Below are 24830 nucleotides of genomic sequence, written 5' to 3' on the forward strand. Positions count from 1 at the left end.
TACAGGAGTCAGGAGTCAGAATGAAGAGAGAATCTAAGAAGGAGAGGACTTAGGGATAACTGTCATATTTAGTAGGGGCGATTTCCTAACGGAATGCTCCGCAAACGCGAATCGCCCCTACAGGGTTTTGGTTATGAAGATGTGGTTCATCAATCTGAAAAGCGCTGTAAATAACTTCGCCTATTCTGACTTCTGACTCCTGATTCATTTAGAAGAAGTCAGTAATTGACTTAATTCTTATGCTGCTGCAATTGAACAACGCAGACAATATCCTGAATTCTGAACTCCTATTCTAGCATTGCTGAACCAAGGGATGAATCTTTCACTCCCCACACTCCCCACACTCCCCACACTAATTCATCCCACAAATATGCAACACCCCTATTATCTTCTCTCCTGACTCCTGACTCCTTCTTCATCTTTTAATCTGACAATGCAAATATTTTGTGCTTGAATAGCTGTAATTGCCACAGTATTAATAATATCCTCAACTTTGCAACCGCGACTGAGATCGTTTACTGGCTTCTTTAAACCTTGCAATATAGGTCCGATGGCGATCGCTCCTGTCTCTCTTTGTACTGCCTTGTAAGTATTATTCCCCGTATTCAGATCGGGAAAAACAAACACTGTTGCTTGTCCGGCAACTTTAGAATCAGGCATTTTCTGAGCTGCCACGGCAGGATCAACTGCTGCATCGTATTGTATCGGACCTTCTAATTGTAAATCTGGTTGACGTTGTTGGGCGATCGCTGTTGCTTGGCGAACTTTTTCCACTTCTTCCCCTTTACCAGAAGAACCTGAAGAATAAGATAACAGAGCAACTTTTGGTTCAATGCCAAATATAGAAGCAGTTTCTGCCGAAGCTAGAGCTATTTCAGCTAATTGTTCAGGGTTAGGATCGGGATTAACCGCACAGTCTCCATAAACTAAAATGTGACTTTCCAGACACATAAAAAAGACGGAGGAAACCAGAGAAAAACCGGGTTTAGTTTTAATTATTTGTAATGCTGGTCTAATCGTATGTTGAGTTGTATGCACTGCACCAGAAACCATGCCATCTGCATCCCCACATTCAACCATCATTGTGCCAAAGTAAGATACATCTATCATGTAATCTTTTGCTGCATCTAAGGTCATTCCTTTATGTTTTCTGAGTTCATAGAAAGTTTCCACATATTCAGAAAATTTCGGGTGTTGTTTCGGTGTAATGATGTTGAGGGTGTTAACATCTAAGTTAATTCCATGTTTTCTGATAGAACCTTCAATATCTTTGGGAGTACCTAAGAGAGTTAAATCAACCATTCCTTGACTGAGGAGAAAAGACACTGCTTGTAGGATACGAGGTTCTCCTCCTTCTGGTAAAACAATGTGCTTTTTGAGAGATTTTGCTTGTTGATGCAAATTATAAATAAACATTTTGGGAGTAATGCCATGAGACTTAATCTCACCCAACCTTTTTTCTAGCTTACTTCCATCAACATACTCGGCAAACAATTCTAGACTCAAACGAATTTTTTCGATATCTCCTGCAACAATGGAACCCTTTATCTCTTTTGCTTGAGTAGCAGTAGTATAAGTATCAGTTTCTACTGAGAGAATAGGTAGGGGATGAGCTAAACCATCAATGAGTTTCATAATTGATGGTTCAGGAGGAAAACCACCCGATAGTAAAATTCCTGCTAGAGATGGATAATTAGCTGAATGCTCTGCTTGTAACATCGCCAATATTATGTCGCCACGATCGCCAGGAGTAATAATTAATTGACCGTCCTCCAACCAATTTAAGGCGTTAGAAACTTGCATTGCTGTTATTAAATAGTCAGAGACGAGATTATCTAGTTTCTTTTTTCCATCAATAACGGATGCTTGAAGTTGTGCTGCTACTTCCCTAACTCTTGGATTTTCCAGTTTCGGGGTGTAAGGAATTACAGACAATAAATAGTTAAATTTGTCATATTCAGATTCTAATACTTGCTTAAGTTCATTAACTTGTTCAGAGACAACTTTATTAACTACAATTCCCATAATTTGACAATTTTTCTCTTGATAAGCATCTAGAGCAATTTGAATTGTACTGGTTATTTCTTCGATGTTTTTTTGGTAACCATTAGTCAACAGAATAATAGGACAACCTAAATTATGTACAATTTCCAGGTTTAGATCGAATTCCAGAGCCAAACTTTGCCCTAAATAATCAGAACATTCGCACAGAATAAAATCACAATTTGCTTCTAAGGCTTTGTATTTAGTAATTATTTTTTCTAAAACCTTCTCATGTTTATGTTGATTAATCAGTTGAATTACTTCGCTTTCTAATAAACCATAAGAATCCTCATAGTTTTGTTTCAGATGAAATTGAGAAATAATCAGGTCAATATCTTTGTCTTTTTTATCTGTATTTCTTCCTCTAATTAAAGGTCTAAAGAAGCCAACTTTAGTAGTTTTCAACAAGGCTTGTTCTATAATTCCTAATGCGAGTAAAGCTTTACCACTATCTGCTTCAAGTGTGCTGATATACAGAGATATTGTCATAACATTAATTTCTCCTATTGATGTGTTGAAGGCTTATATCAATCTGATAAATGTTTGCTAAAAATAGCTAGGATAATTTTTATGAGTCAGGAGTCATGAGTAGCATATGAATTGCTGTAATACGTTTTTTAAGGGGTAAATCATCTTTTTTGTCAAAAGGATATCTCCTGTAAAATATTTTTATCGTCCTTACTATTCGTAACATTCTTTTTTCAAAATGGCATTAATTACAAATGGATAATTGATAATTAATTTATCCGCTTTCAAGCAACTCCAGTTAAGGAGAAAAAAGTTCTAGGATATTTCCTTATATTCAATTCCATTACAGTTTGAACCAAAGATCATTATCAATTAATGAACTTTAAATATTTATTAATCTATTTTTTTAGGAGAATGGTGCATCTATAAATCCCCATTACTAAATTTTTTTTCTTGGATACATTCGATGTTGATACCTAGAATTTCCTCACACATTAGACATTTTAGTTTAAAAATATAACCATAATATGGTTTGTTTAACGATAAGTTATGACTCCTTGATTGATATGATGAGCAAACGAGATTTTCTTTAAAATATCAGCCTTAATCTTTGGCATCCCTTTTCTAATATATAAAATAATGACTCAATATTAAAGGGGCTGAAGTTGGAAGAGAAAAATAGGAATCACAAGGAAGAAAACAAGAGGAAAAATAATAGATACTCTTGTGAATTTTAGGATTGTAGGAGCGATTTATGAATTTTTCCCTAATTGAATACTATAAATTTCTATTTTCATTTTTCTAGCATTATTTTTGATAATTGGTATAATGAAAAATTGTCAAATTAGGAATCTAGTTGGTATACATCATTTTTGATCAAAAAATAATACATAGTAGGTGCAAAACTTAAGCAAAATTTAACTATTTTCTATAGCAATTTTATAGTAGAAGTGAGGTATAGTTAGTCGTGTTAAATACGATACTAATTTTGTCCTGCGATCTTTGACTACTAAGTACAAACAAATGTCAAAAATATCTGTATTCAATTTAAAAATAGGCATTTGCTAACTTCTTAGGTTAAAGAGGCAGAATTTTGTATAAGGAATTTGAACATAATGGTCTCAACTCCAGAAAAAACAGCTTTAATTAGTGCCTTTGGTCCAGCACGTTCGACAGTTCAAGGCGCACCTCTAAGTGCTGATGAACTCTACAAGATGCAGGCTTTTTGGCGTGCATCTTGTTATTTAATGGTAGGGATGATTTATCTCAAAAAGAATCCTTTGCTACGGGAACCTCTACAACCAGACCAAATTAAAAGTCGAATTTTAGGGCACTGGGGTTCTAGTTCAGGTCAAGCCTTTATCTGGATACACCTTAACCGAATTATCAAAAAATATGACCTGAACATGATTTATATGTCCGGTCCTGGACATGGTGCGCCAGGAGTATTAGCTCCAACTTATTTGGAGGATACTTATTCAGAGGTCTATCCTGACAAGGGTCAAAATATACAAGGTCTAGAAAAATTCTTCAAAGAGTTCTCTTTCCCTGGCGGTATTGGTAGTCACTGTACACCTGAAACTCCTGGTTCTATCCATGAGGGAGGCGAACTTGGTTATGTAATTTCTCACGCCACAGGTTCAATTCTAGATAATCCAGATTTAATTTGTGTGCCAGTTGTTGGAGATGGTGAGTCAGAAACAGGACCTCTGGCTACATCTTGGCATTCTAATAAATTTATCAATCCAATTACAGATGGTACGATCCTACCAATTCTGCACCTGAATGGTTATAAGATTAACAACCCAACAATTTTATCTAGAATCAGCCATGAGGATCTGAAAAACCTATTTTTGGGTTATGGTTATCAACCCTATTTTGTGGAAGGGTCTGATCCAGATACTATGCACCAAGCAATGGCTGCAACATTAGACCATTGTGTTCAAGAAATTAAAGCCATCCAACAAGAAGCAAGGAGTTCTGGTAATGCAGAATTACCAAGGTGGCCGATGATTGTATTCCGTACTCCGAAAGGATGGTCATGTCCCCCAGAAATTGATGGACACAAAATAGAAGGTTTCTGGCGGGCGCACCAAGTACCCATGACTGATGTTGCCAAAAATCCAGAACACATGAAAATTCTGGAACAGTGGATGCGTAGCTATAAACCAGAAGAACTTTTTGATGAAAATGGTAAATTCAAACCAGAGTTGCGAGAAATAGCTCCTTATGGTGCCCGTCGGATGAGTGCTAACCCTCATGCTAATGGTGGTCTTCTCTGTAAACAATTGAATATGCCTAACTTCCAGGATTATGCAATACCAGTAGATAAACCTGGAACAATAGAGAAAGAAAATACTCGTCCTTTGGGTGTATTTCTCCGGGATGTCATGGCGAAGAACATGACTAATTTCCGTGTATTCGGACCTGATGAAAATACTTCTAATAAACTGAATGCTATTTATGAAGTCAGTAAGAAGACTTGGATGGCAGAGTTTCTACCAGAAGACATGGATGGTGGGGAGCTTGCACGAGATGGTCGTGTAATGGAAATTTTGAGTGAACATACGATTGAAGGTTGGATAGAAGGATATCTTTTGACTGGAAGACACGCCTTTTTCTCTACTTATGAGTCATTTGTTCACGTTATTGATTCAATGGTTGGCCAACACGCGAAGTGGATTGAAAAGTGTAATGAGTTGAGTTGGCGTGAAAAGATTCCTTCTTTGAATTTATTGATTACTTCTACTGTTTGGCGACAAGATCACAACGGTTTTACTCACCAAGACCCTGGTTTCCTTGATGTGATTTCTAACAAGACTCCAGATGTTACTCGCATTTATCTACCACCTGATGTTAACTGTTTATTATCAGTTGCTGACCACTGTTTACGGAGCAAAAACTATATTAATGTGATTGTCTCTGACAAACAGATGCACTTACAGTACATGGATATGGATTCTGCGATTAAGCATTGTACCAAGGGTATTGGTATTTGGGATTGGGCAAGTAACGATCAAGGAATGGAACCTGACGTTGTATTGGCAACTGCTGGAGATATTCCGACTAAAGAAGCTTTAGCTGCTAGTGTGATGTTACGGGAAGCTTTTCCTGACTTGAAGATTCGCTTTATTAATGTGGTCGATCTGTTTAAATTACAACCAGAAACAGAACATCCTCATGGATTGAGCGATCGCGACTTTGATACTTTATTTACTCTTGATAAACCAATTATCTTTAACTTCCACGGTTATCCTTGGTTGATTCACCGTTATACTTACCGTCGGACAAATCACAAAAATCTCCATGTCCGGGGTTATAAGGAAAAGGGTAATATCAATACACCTTTGGAATTAGCTATTCGGAACAATATCGATCGCTTTAGTATTGCAATGGATGTAATTGATCGAGTTGAACAGCTAAAAGTTGCTGGCGCTCACGCGAAGGAACATTTCCGCAATGAGCAAATTTCTTGTCAAAATTATGCTTATGAGCATGGTATTGACCGACCTGATGTCGCTAGTTGGAAATGGCCTTACTAGGTGAAGTCAGAAGTCAGAAGTGACAAGTTAGGAGTTAGGAATTAAATTTTTGCTGTGACTGAAGGTGAGGGTTTTATAATTTCCTAACTGCTATACAACTGTCAAACCTAGAATGTTGCAGTAGTAGGTTGGGTTAAGCGTCAGCGCAACCCAACAACTATTTAACTTAAGCTGATAGCTAAGTGTTGATAGTTATATTTATTGGCTTTCGGTTCCTCAACCCAACCTAGGTCTAAATAGTTTTGACTTAAAAAGTATTTTGCTCTCGTAGGTTAGCGATACTCTCATATATAATCTGGCGAACAATCGTGATTGCGACGATAGGAAGCAATCTGAGGGCTGGTGCGAGATTGCTTCCTTCCACTCCGTTTCAGTCGCAATGACTTACAATAATTCACGATCCAGATTTGAAAATTATTACTTTAAAAAGGATATTTTAAATGAAAGTTGCTGTTTTTAGTACCGAAAAATACGATCGCGAATTTCTAGAGGCAGCTAATACTGCTACCAATGCTAACCATGAGTTTATTTTCCATGAAGCTCGACTAGAGGCAAAAACTGCTACTTTGGCAGCAGAATGTTCAGCAGTTTGTGTATTTGTCAATGATGATTTAGGTGCTGAAACTCTGAAAATTTTAGCCGAGCAAGGTACTCGTTTGGTAGCTTTGCGCTCTACAGGATTTAATAATGTTGACCTAGAAACTGCTGCTGAAATTGGCATTAAAGTTGTGCGAGTTAGCGTTTATTCTCCCTATTCAGTAGCAGAATTTGCTATTGGGATGATGATGATGCTCAACCGTAAATTATATAAAGCTTATAATCGAGTGCGTGATGATAATTTCTCTTTAAATGGTTTATTAGGATTTGATTTACACAGTCGAACAGTTGGAATTGTCGGAACGGGTAAAATAGGTGTTATTGTTGGTCAAATATTACATGGTTTTGGTTGTCATTTAGTTGGATACGATCCTTATCCTAATCCTAAGTTTGCAGAAATTGGTGATGCTCGTTATGTAGATTTACCTGAATTATTAGCAAGCTCTGATATTATTTCTTTGCATTGTCCTCTAACACCAGAAAATCATCATTTAATTAATGCTAAAACCATCGCTCAAATGAAACCTGGAGTGATGTTAATTAATACCAGTCGCGGTCAATTAATTGATACAAAATCTGCCATTGAAGGAATAAAATCTGGAATTATTGGTTATTTTGGTATTGATGTTTATGAACAAGAAGAGAACATTTTCTTTAAGGATTTATCTGACACAGTTATTCAAGATGATACTTTTCAATTATTACAATCTTTCCCTAATGTTGTGATTACTTCCCACCAAGCTTTTTTTACTAGGGAAGCAATGAATGATATTGCTACTACAACTATTTCTAATATTACTGATTTTGAGGCAGGAAATTCTCTGAAAAATGAGGTAAAACTTCCTGAGAAAGTTACAGTTAATGCTTGAAATTAAGATAGAATAGCTGGTTAATTTAATAATTAAGCTATGTAGTTGGGCTTTAGCCCTAAAAGAATTATGTTCGGGCTAAAGCCCAACTACAAACAATATTTCTACTTAATGGTGATCGCTCTCCTGAATATTTCCCAGAAAAAAAGTTGAGCACTTTGCTCAACTTAAAATAATTTTGTGGTATTATTATTCATAATGGAAAAAGTGCACACAGATATACTCACGGTTTAATTCTGCAATTATCGCCTCATTGATAACTTTGATATTTGAGAAACATGAATTTTACTAGAGGAAAGTTAATCTGAGAAAACTGATAACTGAACTATTAAAAGCTGATAACTGAGATCAAATGCGGATAATTAGTAGACCCAAGTCCGCAGCGACTGGAACGGAGTGGAAGAAAGCAATCTCGTTGCACCCCTGAGATTGCTTCCTATCGTTGCTGCGGACGAATGTTCAAATTGATAATCTGATGGTGCATTACGCTGAAAGTTAATTAAATTTGGATAGTCGATAAAATATATCGAACGCTCGATATATTTTATTCAGCAGAGGTAGGGTTGGGAAATATTGGTTGATTGACTTTTGAGGAAAGTTTGAATGTGGCGATCGCCAAGCTTTGAAAAATGCTTTATCGGAAATATTAGGGGAATGATGGGAGTATAAATTTTTTGCTGTTCAATTTGGATAGTCGATAATTTATATCGAACGCTCGATATATTTCATTCAACAGAGGTAGGGTTGGGAAATATTGGTTGATTGACTTTTGCTTTTGAGGAAGGTTTTAATGTGGCGATCGCCTACCAAAAAAAATGTCTGAAAAAAATAATATTGGAGAAGGATAAATAAATTATCAGAAGTTGATAACTAAGGGTAGTCTCAATTATGGAAATTTTATGACCAAGAAAAACCGTAAAATTAGCCTCCTCAAACTTTTTTTATTGATGGCTAAGACACTTAGATGTTAAAGTTTACAAGTTTTTACAATAGAAGAATTTGGTATAAAAATATAATACACTCCTATGCCAGTTCTCCCCCCCCTCTCATCCCCAGGAGTTAAAGAGGGGAAGTAACCACGAGCATATGGTCCTCTATTGTGAAAACCTTGTTCCCACCAATTCAACCATTTTCCACCTTTACGCCATCCCACTTGATCGGCGAAAGCTATCCATAATTGTTGGTTTGCTTCCTTAGTATCAGCGAGACTCTGATAAATTTGCTTCTGAACAGAAAAGCCAAACTTACCACTACTATACTCTACCCAAAGTTTGTCAATCGTACCTAAATCCTGACAAGAAAAATTATCTACATCCTCAGCTCTCAGCCATCCTTCCGACTCCCTACCTGCTACTTTTACCATGACTTCATATGTTTCAAAGTCTGCTTCTGTCCATTTTTTCTCTGCCAATAAGTTGCGAAGTTTTGTATAGTGAACTCCTTTAGCTGAAACAAGAGGAATTTCATTCATATTAATAGGCACACCCCAAGAAAATATCAAACGTTGAACGCCAGTCTCCACCCTTTTCTCAGCTTGCTGAAAAGTCTGCCGTTGTTCTTCAGAAAAACTTCCCTGTAGAGAAGCAAAGCTTTTCACAACTTCCCTATCACTCATTCCATGAACTGCCACAACCTCACCTTTCACATCCACAACAGGTGCTCCACTCATTCCACCGACAGTCAAAGCTTGATAAGCAACTCCATAACCCCGCGCCAACTTATCCAAACCGGAAACATCACCAGAAACAAATTGAGATACCAACTTCCCACCCCGAATAGGAAAACCAGAAATGTAGATAGAACTACCTTTTTTCAGACTTTCCGAATTACCTATTTTCAAGGCCGGATAATTACAACTTCCTCTCTCTGCCTGAAAAGTAACTAAAGCTAAATCTATATCACTGGGAAATATTTGCACCCTAGCTACTTGCCAGATTTTTTCATCCCTAGTCTGTAATAATCTTTCCCCTTCTCTTTTCACAACATGAGCTGCCGTTAGTACGCTACACACTCCCTTTTCTCCAGACACGAAAAAACCGGTTCCATGTCCGGGTTGATTTTTATAAAATAGTTTGACAATACTAGGTTCTAGTCGAGAAGCTATTTTTTCTGGCGATAATTTCCCAGAACAATTTATCAGAGTTAATGCCAGGACAGTTAAACCAAGGACACGAGGTAGAGATTTCATCTGTTTCGGAAGTTCAGAAGTTTGAAAGTCTGATTTTTCTTCATTTTACCTACAACTTCAATTATAGGCTTTTCCTCTTCATAGACAAAATTGGAAAAGTAATTGCCCTAAAAAAAGAGCCACTATTTTCCCATAATACTTATCTAATCTGAAAATCAGACAACTTTTTCTAACTGTCAAGGAGCGATCGCTAAATTTTCTGCGTTGAGTCTCAAGGGTAATGGGTTTGGAGACCAAACCCCTACAGTTATTTGGGCTGTCAAAAAGCGATGGCTCCAAATTCTCAATTTTCAATTCTCAATTCTCCCCATCATCCGTACATCCGTGGCAAAATCCGTGTCTAGCTACCGAAAAATTATTCTTCTAATCAAACCAACTTTATTTTTATAAGGAGCATATCTAATGTTTAAATCGAGCCATAACCCCTTATTCAACACACTTTTATAGTGAGAAAAAGTATCAAAACTAGCCTTGCCATGATAACTACCAATCCCACTATTTCCGACACCTCCAAAAGGTAAAGATGGAACTCCAAATTGCATAGCCGTATCATTAATACAAACATTCCCAGAAGAAGTTTCCCTTAAAACCTGTTTTTGCTTCTGTTTATTTCGAGAAAAAAAGTAAAGAGATAAAGGTTTAGGACGAGAATTAACCACAGCGATCACCTCCTCTAAATTTTCATATTCTAAAACTGGCAAAATAGGTCCGAAAATTTCCTCCTGCATAATTCCTGAATCCCAATTAACTCCCTCAATAATTGTAGGAGAAATATAACGTTCTTCTGAATTAGTTTCACCACCAATAACAATTTTTCCATCTTTCAGCAAATCATTTAATCTATTAAATTGTTTTTCATTAATAATCCGACCATAATCAGGACTTTCAAAAGGATAGTCACCATAAAATTCATTAATAGACTGTTTGATTTTCTCCAACAAATCCGATTTAACCGACTTATTTACCAACAAATAATCAGGAGCAACACAAGTTTGACCAGCATTAATAAACTTTCCCCAAGTAATACGTTTTGCCGTATATTCTAACTGAATATCATCATCAACAATACAAGGACTTTTTCCACCTAACTCCAAAGTTACAGGAGTGAGATTTTTAGCAGCAGCTTCCATCACTATTTTACCTACCCTTGTACCTCCAGTAAATAAAATATGATCGAATTTTTCAGCTAATAACTGTTGACTTACTTCCACTCCACCCGTCACAGCAGCAATATAATTAGAATCAAAAGTATTAGCAATTAAATCGGCAACAACCTCAGATGTATTAACAGCTATTTCTGAAGGTTTAATAATCGCACAATTTCCTGCTGCAATAGCACCTAATAAAGGAGATATTACTAATTGAAAAGGATAATTCCAAGCACCAATAATTAAAACTACTCCTAAAGGTTCTGGATAAATTTTAGCTCCAGCAGGAAATTGTTCAATAGGAGTAGAAACTCTTCTAGGTTTTGTCCAATATTTTAGCTTTTTAATCGCATCATTTATTTCCGTAAAAAAACTCAGTTCAAAATAAGCTTCAAACTTCGGCCTATTCAAATCTGCTTTAACAGCAGCAGCTATTTTTTCTTGATAATCCGAAACTGCCTGCTTTAATTTTTTCAGTTGTTCTATTCTAAATGGAATATCTTTAGTTTTTCCCGTAGCAAAAAATTGACGTTGTTTATTTAAAATGTTGGCGATCGATGATTCTTCTAAAAGCATAGTTTTTATTAATGGAAGGAAGAGGGAAGAAGGAAGAAGGAAGAAGTAAAAAGTTAAGAAGGAGGAACTAATACCATTTTCAAAAAAGGCAGTTACATCATACGCATACGGTTCAGATAAGACTCAAAATCATAAGGTATGAAACAATCATATCAGCTCTTCTAATTACAGAACTGCTAAAAAAAACTCCTTAACTGAACTGTATTACTATATAGATTAATCTACTTTCCTATTGAAATTTATATTAATCCATTTTCGTTCTTTTTTAATTCCTTCATACCTCTTCCCTCTTCTCTTCTTCCCTCTTCCTTCTTCCTTCTATCTTATTGCTTCTTCCTTCTTACTCAACTTGACTGATACGACGTAGATTTAAAATATCACTCATATTTTTAATCTGAGTACAACTACGCTCAAATTGTTGGCGATCGCTCACTTCAATACATAGATTAATAATTGCGGGATGACCAGGAGTTGTTTTAACCTGAGCATTTTGAACATTAACATTATTATCCATCAAACGAGATAAAATATCCTTCAGTACACCCACTCGATCTAGAACTTCAATAGAGATACTAACTGGATAAGTTTTAGGTCGTCCCTGATTTTCATTACCACTATTCCAACTAACAGGAACTAACCTTTCTCCAGGTACACTTTCCACATTAGAACAACCTTGACGATGAATAGAAATACCATTCATACGAGTTACAGCTCCAATAATAGGCTCACCTGGAATTGGATTACAACAACCTGCTAAATGATACATTAATCCCTCAACTCCAGCAATTGGATGAGAATTATTAGAAGGCAAAGTTTGAGTAGGTTTGTGTAAATATTTTTCTGAGAAAATATCTGAATTCTGCTCAACTTGTGTTACTTCTCTAGATGCATCTCGCAATCTATTAACTACTAAATTTAAAGTTATTTCACCGTAACCCAAACCTGCCAATAAATCATCTACATTATGATAATTAAATCTTTCAGAAACAAGTCGCATTTGCTCAGATTTGAGTAAAGATTCAAAACCTTTTTTACCCAATTCTTTTTCCAATAATTCTCGACCTCTAGCTAAATTTTCTTCTCTATGAGAGCGTTTAAACCACTGACGAATTCTATTTCTTGCACCACCAGTAACAACAAAATTTAGCCAATCTAAACTAGGATGACCATTTTTCTGAGTCAAAATTTCGACAATATCACCATTTTTTAAAGGAGTATCTAAAGGTACTATTCGTTCATTTACTTTAGCACCTGTACAATGATTTCCTACTTCTGTATGAATGCGATAAGCAAAATCTATTGGTGTCGAGCCATGTTTGAGAGAAATTACATCACCTTTTGGTGTAAATACATAAACATCTTCGGAGAATAAATCACCTTTAATAGTCTCCAAATATTCTTTATCATCTTTGAGGTCACTTTGCCATTCTAATAACTGTCTCAGCCAAGTAAATTTTTCATCTTCAGCAGTAATTTTCGTATTAGTATTAGTATTACTATAACCTGTTTCTTTATACTTCCAATGAGCAGCTATTCCATACTCAGCAATATGGTGCATTTCCACAGTTCTAATTTGCACCTCTACTGGACGACCTGTAGTACCTATTACTCCTGTATGTAATGATTGATAACGATTAGGTTTTGGCAGACCAATATAATCTTTAAATCTTCCAGGAATAGGGCGATAAGAGTCATGAACAATAGCTAAAGTTCGATAACAATCCTCATTTTTTTCTACAATTATTCTCAGTCCAGAAATGTCATATACTTGGTGAAATTCTTTTTGTTTGAAGTACATCTTCCGATAGATGCCATAAAGATGTTTAGGGCGACCACTAATGTCGTAACATTCTATTCCTACCTGGTCTAATTTTCGTCGTAAATTTTCTGTCATTTCTAACAATCTAGCTTCCCTGTCTACCCTTTTATCTGCTACCAATTCCTGTATTTCTCGATAAGCATTTGGTTCAATATATTTAAAAGATAAATCTTCTAATTCCCATTTAATTCGACCAATTCCTAAACGGTTTGCTAGTGGTGCAAATATTTCCCGTGTTTCTAATGCTTTGCTTAACTGTTTATGAGGAGGTAAATGCTGTAGAGTTCTCATATTATGTAATCTGTCTGCCAGCTTTACAACAATCACTCTAATATCCTTTGCCATTGCCAAAAACATTCGGCGAAAATTTTCAGCTTGTAGCTCTGTTTTACTAGAAAAATTAAACTTAGAAAGCTTAGTTACACCTTCTACTAATAAAGCTACTTCTGCACCAAATTTTTGTTCTATTTCTTCAATAGTTATATCAGTATCTTCAACAATATCATGTAGAAAACCTGCAGCAATCATCGCACTATCACCGCCTAGATATTTTAATAATCCTGCCACAGCTACAGGATGACAAATATAAGGTTCTCCTGATTTCCGATACTGCCCTTCATGTAACTTGTATGCAAATTCAAATGCTCGACAAATTAATGCTATATCCACTGAACAGCTGGTTATATTATCACTCTTATTTCTGTTATCTAGACATTCTTGCAGCCAATCAGGAATTACACATGAAATTTGAGGTTTAGGTGTTAGGATTTTGGTATTCATAGGAATTAGTTTAGAGTTAAGGAGTATTAGCTTTTAATATAATTTCAGCCAAAGATAGAATACTTATATGGTAGTCCTGTGTAGTAATGGTAGTATCGGGACTAAAATTATTACTATACCATTACTGAAACAATTTCAATCTACTACTACCCGTGATATTTTTGTCTTTTCTTCGCAGTAATTATAAATTTCTATTCTATTAGAAAATAATATAGCTATCAACTAGCTTTTTAGTTTATAATTCCAGTTTTTCTGCAGATTATCTGTGATTTTTTATACTTTAATTTTCATAGTAATATTCTGGAAAACTAGAACCATCAAACTATATATTTATATATTATTATTACAATCAAGTTATATTATCTAATAGGGGTTAATTAATAGAAATATCTAAAATATAACTTAAGAATTGAATACTTCATTACTTTTTAGTATAGGGAGATAATAACTATGAAAAAAATAACAACAATCTATAAAATTAGTCTCCCCAGGGTGATGTAAATTATAGGCAGATTAATTAAGGAACCGTGATTGTACTTAAGCTAATAAATTCTGAACCTAAAATCTGAGATTGTTATACCAATTAACTTAAATAATGTCACAAATAATTTCACGCTAATTATTTGACATCTTCTTAGAGCCTAAAAAAGTCTTCAGCTAATACATATGACTTTTTGCTTTTGACTTTTGACTTCCGCGAAATGGTATTACTTCGTATGTTAATAATATAGACAAATTTCTATTTATTTACATTATGTTGCCAAAGGAGCATAATCAGCAATATCAAAAATTCAGTCAACTTCTGAATGGGTGGCAACAGAATATAGCCGAAATAGAACTATCAAAAATATTGGCCATAAATCAAGAAGTCCAACAATTGTTCGAGACTCAAATTATTAATTTAGATAATTCGGAACTAGACCAATCTATAGCATCTCATGTACAGTCTTATTTGACGGAGATTCATAAGCAACTCAGGCTCTTGAATGTAGATGTTAGCTTTTTACAAGCATCTCGAAATCCTCAAACAACACAAACAAGGTTGGCCAAGATTAGCGATCGCCTAGAAACCCTCAAAGGTTATTGTTTGAGTATACTTGGTCAAGCCAAATCAAAACAGAATCAGGAAGAAACAGGATGAAAAGCCCCAAATACGATGTAGAGTTAGAAGATGCCGTTTTAAATGATATTATCCCGGTAAAATACTGTCCTAAATCTGAAGGTTTCTGGATTTCAGCAAAAGAGTATGAAGCCTGGTTAGCTAGTTTACCTTCATGGTATGCTCCTGAAGAAATCTTGCCCTACTACAATCAATTTGAAGATTTTGTACCCTCTCCCTTTGATGGTAAAGCAGGATTATGTCCAGAGTGCGGTACTTATTTGTCACGAACCAGAATAAATATTAAACAACCTTTTTATATAGAACGTTGTATGAGTTGTGGAGGTATCTGGTTTGATAGTGCCGAAGAATGGAAAATTTTAGAAGAGCTTGGTCTTCATACTAAAATTAACGATATTTTTTCTAGTCAATGGCAAGCAAAAGTGCGTCAGCATCAACAAGAAATGATTAATCGTGAAACTGTCATTGATAAATTAGGGGAAGAAATAGCTGAGTATGTTTTTCAATTAACAGAAATATTGGAAAATAATCCCCAAGCAGACTGTGCTGCTACTTATATGTTACGAAGATTTGAACAAAAAAGAAAGGAACTTAATGGGAAATTTAGCATAGGCAGTCAAGGTTAATTTTAGGGAGTAGGGAACAGGAAGAATTAATTGATTTTATTTTTGATTTTTTGAGATGTCTAGTAGATATCTCAGAAACAGATATGGACTTTTGAAACATAGTAGTACTAGGCAAGAGGAAAAAGGAAACATATTTTTACACTAAAAAAAGGTAGGAAAAATGATTTTGTAAGCGACTTTTATTTATATTGCTTATCTTAAATAAAGAGTACGTCTATTCTCTGGAGATATCTAAGTAGAGCGTGGTAAATTTTGTGGTTTATGTATCAAATAGTAAATTTCCTCGGAAGTATTTCATATCAATGATTTGAGGCTTTTTATAACTAAATATACAATATCTTTTTTTTACCTTGTTCTACTTATGTTATCAATACCCTATAAATACTAAAGTTGATTTTTTTATCCCCTGAAAAGAGTTCAATAATTAATAATTATCTCTTCTTATAAAGAAGAGAATTGGGCTAAAAGGAATTTTTTTCTTCTCTTGGTTGATTGGATATGGCAAGGAGACCTCCCCATCCCATCCTTCGGAATGCTCCGCAAACAACCGCTCTTTTCTCCATGAATGGAGAGGCTTTATACCTTAAATTTTCGGTAAGAAATTTGATTTTTGCTCAGAGATTACTTTTAACTTTTGACTTTTGACTTTTGACTTTTAAATAATGAATCCCTTACTTAATATAGAAAATCTACGAGTAGCTTATCCTGAAAAACGTGGAAAATCTCATTGGGCAGTAAATAATGTATCCCTAAAACTTCAACCTGGTGAAAAATTAGGATTAGTCGGAGAATCTGGATGTGGTAAATCTACCCTCGGACGTGCTGCTATGAGATTATTACCCAAGTCAGTACAAGTTGAGGGATCTGTTACCTTTGGGGAAAAATCTGTGTTTGGGATGAATTCCTCTCAACTCAGAAAATTTCGTGGTGAAGCAGTAGCATTAGTTTTCCAAGATCCCATGACTCGCCTCGATCCATTAATGACTATTGGGGATCATTGTATAGAAACAATTAAAGCACATCAACCCAATCTATCTAAATCTCAGGCAGAAAAAAAATCTATAGAAACTCTAGAAACTGTCAATATTCCTGCCAGTCGTTGGTCTCAATATCCCCATGAATTTAGTGGGGGAATGCGACAAAGGGTGGCGATCGCTCTAGCACTTTTACTTGACCCCAAATTAATAGTAGCTGACGAACCTACTACGAGCTTGGATGTAACTATAGCATCTCAAATTTTACAGGAATTAACTAGACTTTGCCAAGAACGTCAGACTTCCCTATTATTAATTTCCCATGATTTGGCAATGGTGGGAGAATATTGTGACCGTATTGCTGTGATGTATGGAGGTGAAATAGTAGAAATAGGTGGAATTAAACAAATTCTCCATCATCCCCAACATGAATATACCAAATCTCTGTTTGAAGCTGCTTTACATATTCAAATAGTTGAATCTACTCCTCCTCAAATTCAAATAGAAAAATCTGAAGAAATAAAAGTTGCCAAAACAGTTAAACCTATTTTGCAAATCAAAGATTTAGTTAAACATTACACCTTAGAAAGTAATTTTATAGAGCAGTTATTATTTTCAGGCAGAGGCAAACTTATTAAAGCAGTTGATGGAGTCAACTTAAATCTTTATTCAGGAGAAATATTAGGATTAGTCGGAGAATCTGGTTGTGGTAAAAGTACCTTATCTCGGACTATTTTACAATTAATCAAATCTACTTCTGGCTCAGTAGAATTTCAAGACACAGACTTAACTACTCTTTCCCACTCTGCCTTACAACCTTACCGTCGAGAAATGCAAATGATATTTCAAGACCCCCTCGCTTGTCTTAACCCCATGATGACTGTTAACCAGATAGTAGCTGACCCCCTATTTATCCATAACTTGGCTAGTGTGGAACAAGCAAAAATTCAAGTTGAGGAAATGCTAGAAAAAGTAGGTTTGACTCCAGTAGCAGAATATGGTAGTAGATATCCTTCTGAATTATCTGGAGGACAACAACAAAGAGTTGCTATTGCCAGAGCATTAATTACTAATCCAAAACTTGTCATTTGTGATGAACCTGTAAGTATGTTAGATGCCACTATTCAAACTCAAGTTTTGGAATTGATGTTGCAGTTGAAAAAAGAATTAAATTTAACCTATTTATTTATTACCCATGACTTGTGGGTAGCTAGATTTATTTGTGACAGAATTGCTGTTATGAATAGTGGCAAAATTGTCGAGCAAGGTGAAACTGAAGAAATATTTAATCATCCACAACATTCTTATACTCAGACATTATTAAATGCTGCACCTTTATTGCATAAGTAATAAGTAATAAGTAATAAGTAAGAAAGAAGGGAAAAATAATTGGTTTATGCAATCCGATCGACTATTTTTAGTTTTATATGGAATCCGGTTGAACAGTCGTCCGCAACGACGATAGGAAGCAATCTCCTAAACACCTGAGATTGCTTCCTTCCACTCCGTTCCAGTTGCAATGACTTGACAGTAACTAATTATATCATGTTCGCTTAAATAGTTATTATCATTAAAGCTCGTAGTAGAGCTGAAGCCTTACTACAAACGAAAACTTTATTATAAGTGATTATCCGAACATGATATTACCTGGATTCTATATTATAGGTTGTGTAAATTTTAAAACTGTCATATTCATTTATAAAAATATTCAAAGCGTAACTTATCTTTAGTAATTAAGTAGAGTTTCCTAACAACATAATCATTATGAATACTGAAGAAAAATCTTTATCCTTTAAAGTCAAAATAACCTATATTAATGGAGAAATTCAAACCTTTGAAGTATTAGGACAAGGGTGGGAAAATGTTGATATTGCCAGTCGTCTTTTTCAAATACAAAAATCTGATAAATTAATTTTGCAATTAACAGATAATAGTGTTCAGGTTATTCCCTACAGCAGTATTTTATATTTAACAGTTGATCCTGCACCTCCTAAATTGCCAAAAGATATAATTACTGGAGTGACTTTATCATAAACTCAAAATAATTTTTGGTAACACAGTTTTCCCGGCTGTAACAATCAGGATGCTTGTGTTACGCATCGACATTATGTATGAGGCTCTATCAAACTAATTTACGACTTAGTTTTTCGAGAAAATTTAATAACATCGAGATATTTTGCTCTAAACTTTCGCTACTTTTAATCTAGCTTGATGACGATTATTATATGCCTTAACTTTTGAATAAAATTGTTAAATAGACTAAGCGATCGTCTTGAAGCTAAAGATTGTCAAACAGCTCATAATATCTCCTTTTATCTCCTTTGTTTAAAACTATTAGATTCTGAAAAATCAAGCTAATGTAGCATCTATAATAAATCCTATCCAAAATTGCCTGAGGCAAAATGGAAGAACATATAAACACATTAATGTAAAGAAGAGAAGTACCTACATACAATAATTTCTCCAACCATTATTTAAAAAGCTTTTCGATTCTCCATTCCCTTTTTTCTATTACCTGGGCGAACTGATAACTGAAATGACCAGCTATTTTGGCAGCAAAAAATTAAGTAGATTATTTGATCCTAACTTCAGGTAAAATTTAAAAAAACCGTTGCCTAACAGAGAGAACCCGAATCGGGAGACTTAGTTTTTCAATAACAATGAAAAACTAAGTTTATGAATCTTAAACTTATCAAGAGGAGTTTTACTCAATGGATGCTTTAGAGGCAATTTATCAACGTCGCGCTGTTAAAGGTTTCGATCCTAACCATAAAATAACACCTGAAGAAGAACAAAAACTTTTAGAAGCAGCAATTCAGGCTCCCACCAGTTTCAATATTCAACATTGGCGTTTTGTTATTCTTCGAGATCCAGAATTACGACAAAAAGTCCGAACAGAACTTGGTTTCGATCAAGCTCAAATGACAGAAGCTTCTTTGCTCATTCTCTTTACAGCAGATATGAATGCTTGGCAAAAAGAAGTTAGTCGTTATTGGGCAAATGCTCCAGAGCAAGTCTCTAATCAAATGGTAGGTATGACAGGGGCTTTCTATGAAGGGCGTGAATGGCTCCAGCGAGATGAAGCTCAACGTTCAATTGGTATGGCAATGCAGACCTTAATGTTAACAGCAAAAGGGATGGGTTATGATTCTTGCCCGATGATTGGTTTTGATATTGAGAAACTAGCAGAATTAATTAATTTACCCGAAGATCATGTAATGGGTCCTATGGTAGCCATTGGTAAAAAAGTTAAAGAACCTTGGCCAAAACCAGGACAATTACCATTGAGTGAGTTAGTGATTGAAAATAAATTCTAAAAGTCAATTAACTATAGCTCCGCTACTATAAACTAAATCTCTCAGCCCCACACTGAAAACCTAAGTTCCGGTGTGGGGCATATACTTTTAATGTAGCCTGAAAAAATATAGAGCATGATTAACACTAACTTTCTTGCCGATACTGACCCCTTAGTAGCAGAACTAATTCAAAAAGAATACGGACGGCAACAAGACCACCTAGAACTAATTGCCAGTGAAAACTTTACCTCACCTGCAGTAATGGCTGCCCAAGGTTCCGTACTTACCAACAAATATGCCGAAGGTCTCCCAAGTAAACGTTACTACGGTGGCTGTGAATTTATAGACGAAATCGAACAAATAGCCATAGACCGTGCCAAAGAACTATTTGGAGCTGCCCATGCCAATGTACAACCTCATTCTGGGGCGCAAGCTAACTTTGCCGTATTCCTCACCTTGTTACAACCAGGGGACACAATTATGGGAATGGACTTATCCCACGGTGGACATTTGACCCATGGTTCCCCAGTTAACGTTTCTGGTAAATGGTTCAAAGTTCATCATTATGGTGTAAGTCAGGAAACAGAAGCTATAGATTATGACCAAGTTCTCGAACTGGCAAAGCAACATAAACCCAAACTACTGATTTGTGGTTACTCCGCCTATTCTCAGATAATTGATTTTGAAAAATTCCGGGCGATCGCTGATGAAGTAGGAGCTTATTTATTAGCGGATATTGCTCATATTGCAGGTTTAGTAGCAACAGGTCATCATCCTAACCCAGTCCCTCACTGTGACGTAGTAACAACTACCACCCACAAAACTTTAAGGGGGCCACGAGGCGGTTTAATCCTGACCCGTGACCCAGAATTAGGGAAAAAACTTGATAAAGCAGTATTTCCCGGAACTCAAGGTGGTCCTTTAGAACACGTTATTGCAGCCAAAGCAGTCGCATTTGGAGAAGCTTTAAAACCAGAATTCAAAACTTATTCCGGCCAAGTGATAGAAAATGCTGCTGCTTTAGCAAGCCAACTGCAAAAACGCGGATTAAAAATAGTTTCTGGTGGTACGGAAAATCACGTTATGCTAGTGGATTTAAGGTCAGTAAGTATGACTGGTAAAAAGGCAGATAAGTTGATGAGTGGGGTTAATATTACTGCTAATAAAAATACTGTACCTTTTGACCCAGAGTCTCCTTTTGTTACTAGTGGCCTCCGACTGGGTTCTCCAGCAATGACAAGTCGAGGGATGAAAGCTCCTGAATTTACAGAAATAGGCGATATTATTGCGGAAAGATTACTAAATCCAGAAGATGAAGGGGTAGCTCAAAAGTGTCGAGACAGGGTAGCATCATTATGCAATGGTTTTCCTCTTTACCCTCATCTGATGCCTAAAGTTCCTAGTCTAGTTTAAAAAAGTTTGGATTTTTGGTAAATCCTAAATTGGGGATTAATTCTAGATCAAAAACTGGATAATACATATTAGCTAATTAAAAGGCTAAATTTCACCCCAAGGTTGTATATTTAATTGGGAATTAGTAGAGACGTTCTATATAATGTCTCTACTAAATTGAGCTAACCCATTGATAAAACTCAAATATTAAATATAGGGTAGCACTATATTTTTAAATAATTACATTTTAGTGTAAGCGCCCAACTCTTACAAAAAAACATTTTAATTTTCTATAATCATAACTTATTTATAGTGGCAAAATACCCTGATGATGCTAGACCAACTTAATAATTTATTATTAACTCTTAACCCTCCATTATTTCAGATACCTAATTATCTGTACCATTTAATTACCTTAGTTATTTCGACTTTACTTGTACTGTTAATTACACCAATAATCAAAAAAATTGCTCTCAGAATAGGACTTGTAGACCATCCTGGCGGTCGTAAAATCCATAAACAACCAATGGTACGTTTGGGAGGAGTTTCTATTTTTATTGGTAGTCTAATTGCTCTTTTAATTGTTTGGTGGTTAGGTGGATTTATAGATACTAATGGCAATATTTTACCCCCAGAAAAAGAGTTTGAAATATGGGGAGTAACAGTCGGCGGTTTAGCTTTTTTTATGATTGGTTTAGCAGATGACTTGTTTGGTTTATCACCACTATTCAGGTTATTTATGCAAATAATTGCTGCTAGTATGGCCTGGATAGTTGGAGTCCATATAGAGTTTCTGACTATTCCTTTTTATGGATTAGTACATATTAATATATTAAGCTGGCCTATAACTGTGATTTGGTTAGTAGGTATGGCAAATGCTATTAATTGGATTGATGGTGTAGATGGTTTGGCTGCTGGTGTTTCTGGTATTGCAGCCTTTGTAATGTTAATTGTCAGTATATTTATGGATCAACCAGCCGCAGCTTTAATCGCAGCAGCTTTAGCTGGTGGAACATTAGGTTTCCTGCGTTATAACTTTAATCCAGCTCAAATATTTATGGGAGATGGAGGAGCTTATTATGTAGGATTTACTCTCGCAGGAGTAGGAGTAATAGGTTTGGTAAAAACTACAGTAGTTACTTCTGTTGTTTTGCCATATCTAATTTTAGCTGTACCAATTCTAGATATGTCTGCAGTAATTCTAGGCCGTTTACGAAATGGTAAATCTCCTTTTATTGCAGATAAACGCCATCTACATCATCGTTTATTAGATGCTGGTTTATCCCAAAGATTGACAGTTTTTTTTATTTACTCACTCACACTTTGGGTAGGAAGTTTAGCCATGGCTTTTTCAGGTATTCCTAGTGGTACAATTTATGCTTTTAGTGCTACAGGATTACTTGTTTATACAAGTTGGAAAGTTTGGAAACAAAAACAGGCTTAAGAGATGAGGATGCCAATAAAGATAGTTAATTGCTTTTTATTTAATAAAATTTTTTTTTGAGCTGACATTTACTTTTAATTGTTGTATTCCGCAGTAAATGAAATTAGTCATTAATTAACCTTAGTAAGTATTACATTCAAAAGCTGTTTCCTTACCATTCCGCAGGAAATGCGAGCTAGTACCGCTACGCGGAAGTCAGAATTCAACCCACCCCCGCCCCTCCCAGGAGGGGAGCCAGGAGGGTAATTCAGAAGTTTTAATTGGTAAGGCTTTGAGTATTTTGTCACTGGTCACTTATTTCCGTCATCCTGCACTAGTTGAATGCTAACTAACTTATTGTCGTTAGACTTGAAAAAGTATAAACACATTGTCTTGTTCTCCATTAAGATCATGTCCGGTAGCATAGTTAGTGTGAAACTAGGGCAATTGCCTCTGTCACGCTTCGCCTTTCATGTCGGTGATGCCGAAACCCAACTTTTCAAACTTTTGTCAAATTTATCAGTAGGCCACCAGTGAAAACAAGTCATACCTTAAATCAGTAACGGCTGTTTGAGTAAGTTCTGACATCGGTTAAAAACTCTACATCTAAATCTTCTGGTACTTTCAATTTTCACTACTATGCCAACCCACTGTCTCTAAACACCAAAAGAATGTGGCAATTTTTTCCTCGGCCAAAATATTGAGCGAAGTCCGCCAACACTTGGTTGAAAATCTTGATATTGACTTTGGGCAAAATCCACTTCTTTTGGTTTCTACTGATTCAGAATGTACAAATCTGTAGAGCCAGAACGACTTAATTGTAGAAGATTAATTCTATCTCCTGGTAGATAAGTGAGAAATATAACCATAAGTAATACCTTTTAATTTGATTTTTTGGTAATCTACCAAAAATTTTTTTGATCTACCCCTTGACAACCTCACTTTTATCACTTAAGTTATATTTATGGCTGAGGCGATAAAACTTTTTTACTACAAGTGAGATATCGATCCTAGTTTGTTGGCGATCGCACAGACAAAGCAAGAAAACCAAAATATCAAATAAGGACAAATTAATCATGGAAGAAAGCGGAAATTTTCAGCCTTTTGGTCAAGGAAACGGCTTTGGTTTTGGAAGACCAAGAGGATACTTTTCTCGAAGACAACAATTTTTCGATAACTTCAACCAAATAGAAGGTACTGAAGGAGATGATGACCTAATAGGTACTGCAGAAAACGATGGGATCTTTGGTGATGCAGGGAACGATATACTAACCGGAGAAGCAGGAAATGATATCATCAATGGTGGTGATGGCAACGATATCTTAACAGGTGGTCCAGGAATGGATCGGCTTCGTGGTGGCGAAGGGGAAGATACTTTTGTCTTTAACTCAAACAGCGATGTTGATTGGATTGGAAACTTCATTGTTGGAGAAGATATCATACAGCTATCTGCAGATTTGGGCTTGACTGCAGAACAAGCTGTTAGCCAAGCTACTACGATTGAACTACCTTTTATGGATAATCGTTTTTTATCGATCCTCAACCAGGGTGACGATACACTCATTATCAAACATGAAGGTGAATTGACATCTGATAGTTTCCAAATCCTTTAACCTCAAAAGTTGCGTTTCATTGCTCGGGAAGCAGAAGTAAGTATAGCAAAAGAGAGGAATGAGGAGGAGAAGATATGAGCAGTATAGCGCTACGCGCAAGGCAAAAGTCAAAAGGCAAAAATCAAAAATAATCTATGATTAAGTTTGATAATTTATAAATGTCCTAACCTTTGCTTCGATTACTATATTTTTCAACCTTTTTCCCCTATTCCTTCCCTATATTTCTTAACTTCTGAGTTTGTCTTCTTGACTCAGAAGCGAAAAAAAAACGCACATCTTGCCAAAGATATCAAATAAGTTTTATAGAACCCATTTGAGATCTATATAATTATGCAAGTTAAGTCTATTCGTGCATC

General features: G+C 35.6%; 14 protein-coding genes. 10 read left to right on the forward strand and 4 right to left on the reverse strand.

The window, feature by feature from the left end; all coding sequences use genetic code 11:
- Positions 1–384: 384 nt before the first annotated feature.
- Positions 385–2532 (reverse strand): phosphate acetyltransferase, encoded by a 2148-nt coding sequence (gene pta, locus ACP6PL_RS22870; RefSeq protein ID WP_426547588.1) that lies wholly within the window; start codon positions 2530–2532, stop codon positions 385–387.
- 1094 nt (positions 2533–3626) lie between these two features.
- On the opposite strand from pta, the gene ACP6PL_RS22875 reads away from it, so the two are divergent.
- Complete coding sequence (locus ACP6PL_RS22875; RefSeq protein ID WP_426547589.1) at positions 3627–6053, forward strand: phosphoketolase family protein; 2427 nt, start codon at positions 3627–3629, stop codon at positions 6051–6053.
- Positions 6054–6493: 440 nt separating this feature from the next.
- Entirely contained in the window at positions 6494–7519 is a 1026-nt protein-coding gene (locus ACP6PL_RS22880; RefSeq protein WP_426547590.1) for a 2-hydroxyacid dehydrogenase, read from the forward strand.
- A 967-nt stretch (positions 7520–8486) separates the two neighbouring features.
- Here the strand turns inward: ACP6PL_RS22880 and ACP6PL_RS22885 are convergent.
- From ACP6PL_RS22885 to ACP6PL_RS22895, 3 genes are all read right to left on the reverse strand, one after another.
- Complete coding sequence (locus ACP6PL_RS22885; protein WP_426547591.1) at positions 8487–9707, reverse strand: GUN4 domain-containing protein; 1221 nt, start codon at positions 9705–9707, stop codon at positions 8487–8489.
- Positions 9708–10051: 344 nt separating this feature from the next.
- Positions 10052–11431 (reverse strand): aldehyde dehydrogenase, encoded by a 1380-nt coding sequence (locus tag ACP6PL_RS22890; protein WP_426547592.1) that lies wholly within the window; start codon positions 11429–11431, stop codon positions 10052–10054.
- 340 nt (positions 11432–11771) lie between these two features.
- A complete protein-coding gene (locus tag ACP6PL_RS22895; protein ID WP_426547593.1) occupies positions 11772–14030 on the reverse strand; it encodes a RelA/SpoT family protein in 2259 nt (752 codons plus the stop codon).
- Between the two features lie 754 nt (positions 14031–14784).
- Here ACP6PL_RS22895 and patD point away from each other — a divergent pair.
- The 8 genes from patD (at position 14785) to ACP6PL_RS22935 (ending at position 24474) form a co-directional block, all read left to right on the forward strand.
- Positions 14785–15171, forward strand: coding sequence for a heterocyst frequency control protein PatD (gene patD, locus ACP6PL_RS22900; protein ID WP_426547594.1), 387 nt, complete (start codon positions 14785–14787; stop codon positions 15169–15171).
- The gene (locus tag ACP6PL_RS22905) at positions 15168–15776 is read left to right on the forward strand and encodes a TFIIB-type zinc ribbon-containing protein (protein WP_426547595.1); all 609 of its coding nucleotides are present in this window, start codon (positions 15168–15170) and stop codon (positions 15774–15776) included. Before patD ends, ACP6PL_RS22905 begins: the two co-directional genes overlap by 4 nt.
- A 662-nt stretch (positions 15777–16438) precedes the next feature.
- Positions 16439–18100 (forward strand): dipeptide ABC transporter ATP-binding protein, encoded by a 1662-nt coding sequence (locus ACP6PL_RS22910; RefSeq protein ID WP_426547596.1) that lies wholly within the window; start codon positions 16439–16441, stop codon positions 18098–18100.
- Between the two features lie 414 nt (positions 18101–18514).
- On the forward strand, positions 18515–18784 hold the full coding sequence (locus ACP6PL_RS22915) for a hypothetical protein (protein ID WP_426547598.1): 270 nt from the start codon (positions 18515–18517) through the stop codon (positions 18782–18784).
- 677 nt (positions 18785–19461) lie between these two features.
- Positions 19462–20067: a nitroreductase family protein gene (locus ACP6PL_RS22920; RefSeq protein WP_426547599.1), complete on the forward strand. Its 606-nt coding sequence runs from the start codon at positions 19462–19464 to the stop codon at positions 20065–20067.
- A gap of 114 nt (positions 20068–20181) precedes the next feature.
- A complete protein-coding gene (gene glyA, locus ACP6PL_RS22925; RefSeq protein WP_426547600.1) occupies positions 20182–21459 on the forward strand; it encodes a serine hydroxymethyltransferase in 1278 nt (425 codons plus the stop codon).
- Between the two features lie 364 nt (positions 21460–21823).
- Positions 21824–22882 (forward strand): glycosyltransferase family 4 protein, encoded by a 1059-nt coding sequence (locus ACP6PL_RS22930; RefSeq protein ID WP_426547604.1) that lies wholly within the window; start codon positions 21824–21826, stop codon positions 22880–22882.
- A gap of 1055 nt (positions 22883–23937) precedes the next feature.
- Positions 23938–24474, forward strand: a complete 537-nt coding sequence (locus ACP6PL_RS22935; RefSeq protein WP_426547601.1) for a calcium-binding protein — start codon at positions 23938–23940, stop codon at positions 24472–24474.
- Positions 24475–24830 lie beyond the last annotated feature (356 nt).

The sequence above is a fragment of the Dapis purpurea BLCC-M126 genome, assembly GCF_050015975.1.
Classification (GTDB): Bacteria; Cyanobacteriota; Cyanobacteriia; order Cyanobacteriales; family Microcoleaceae; genus Trichodesmium.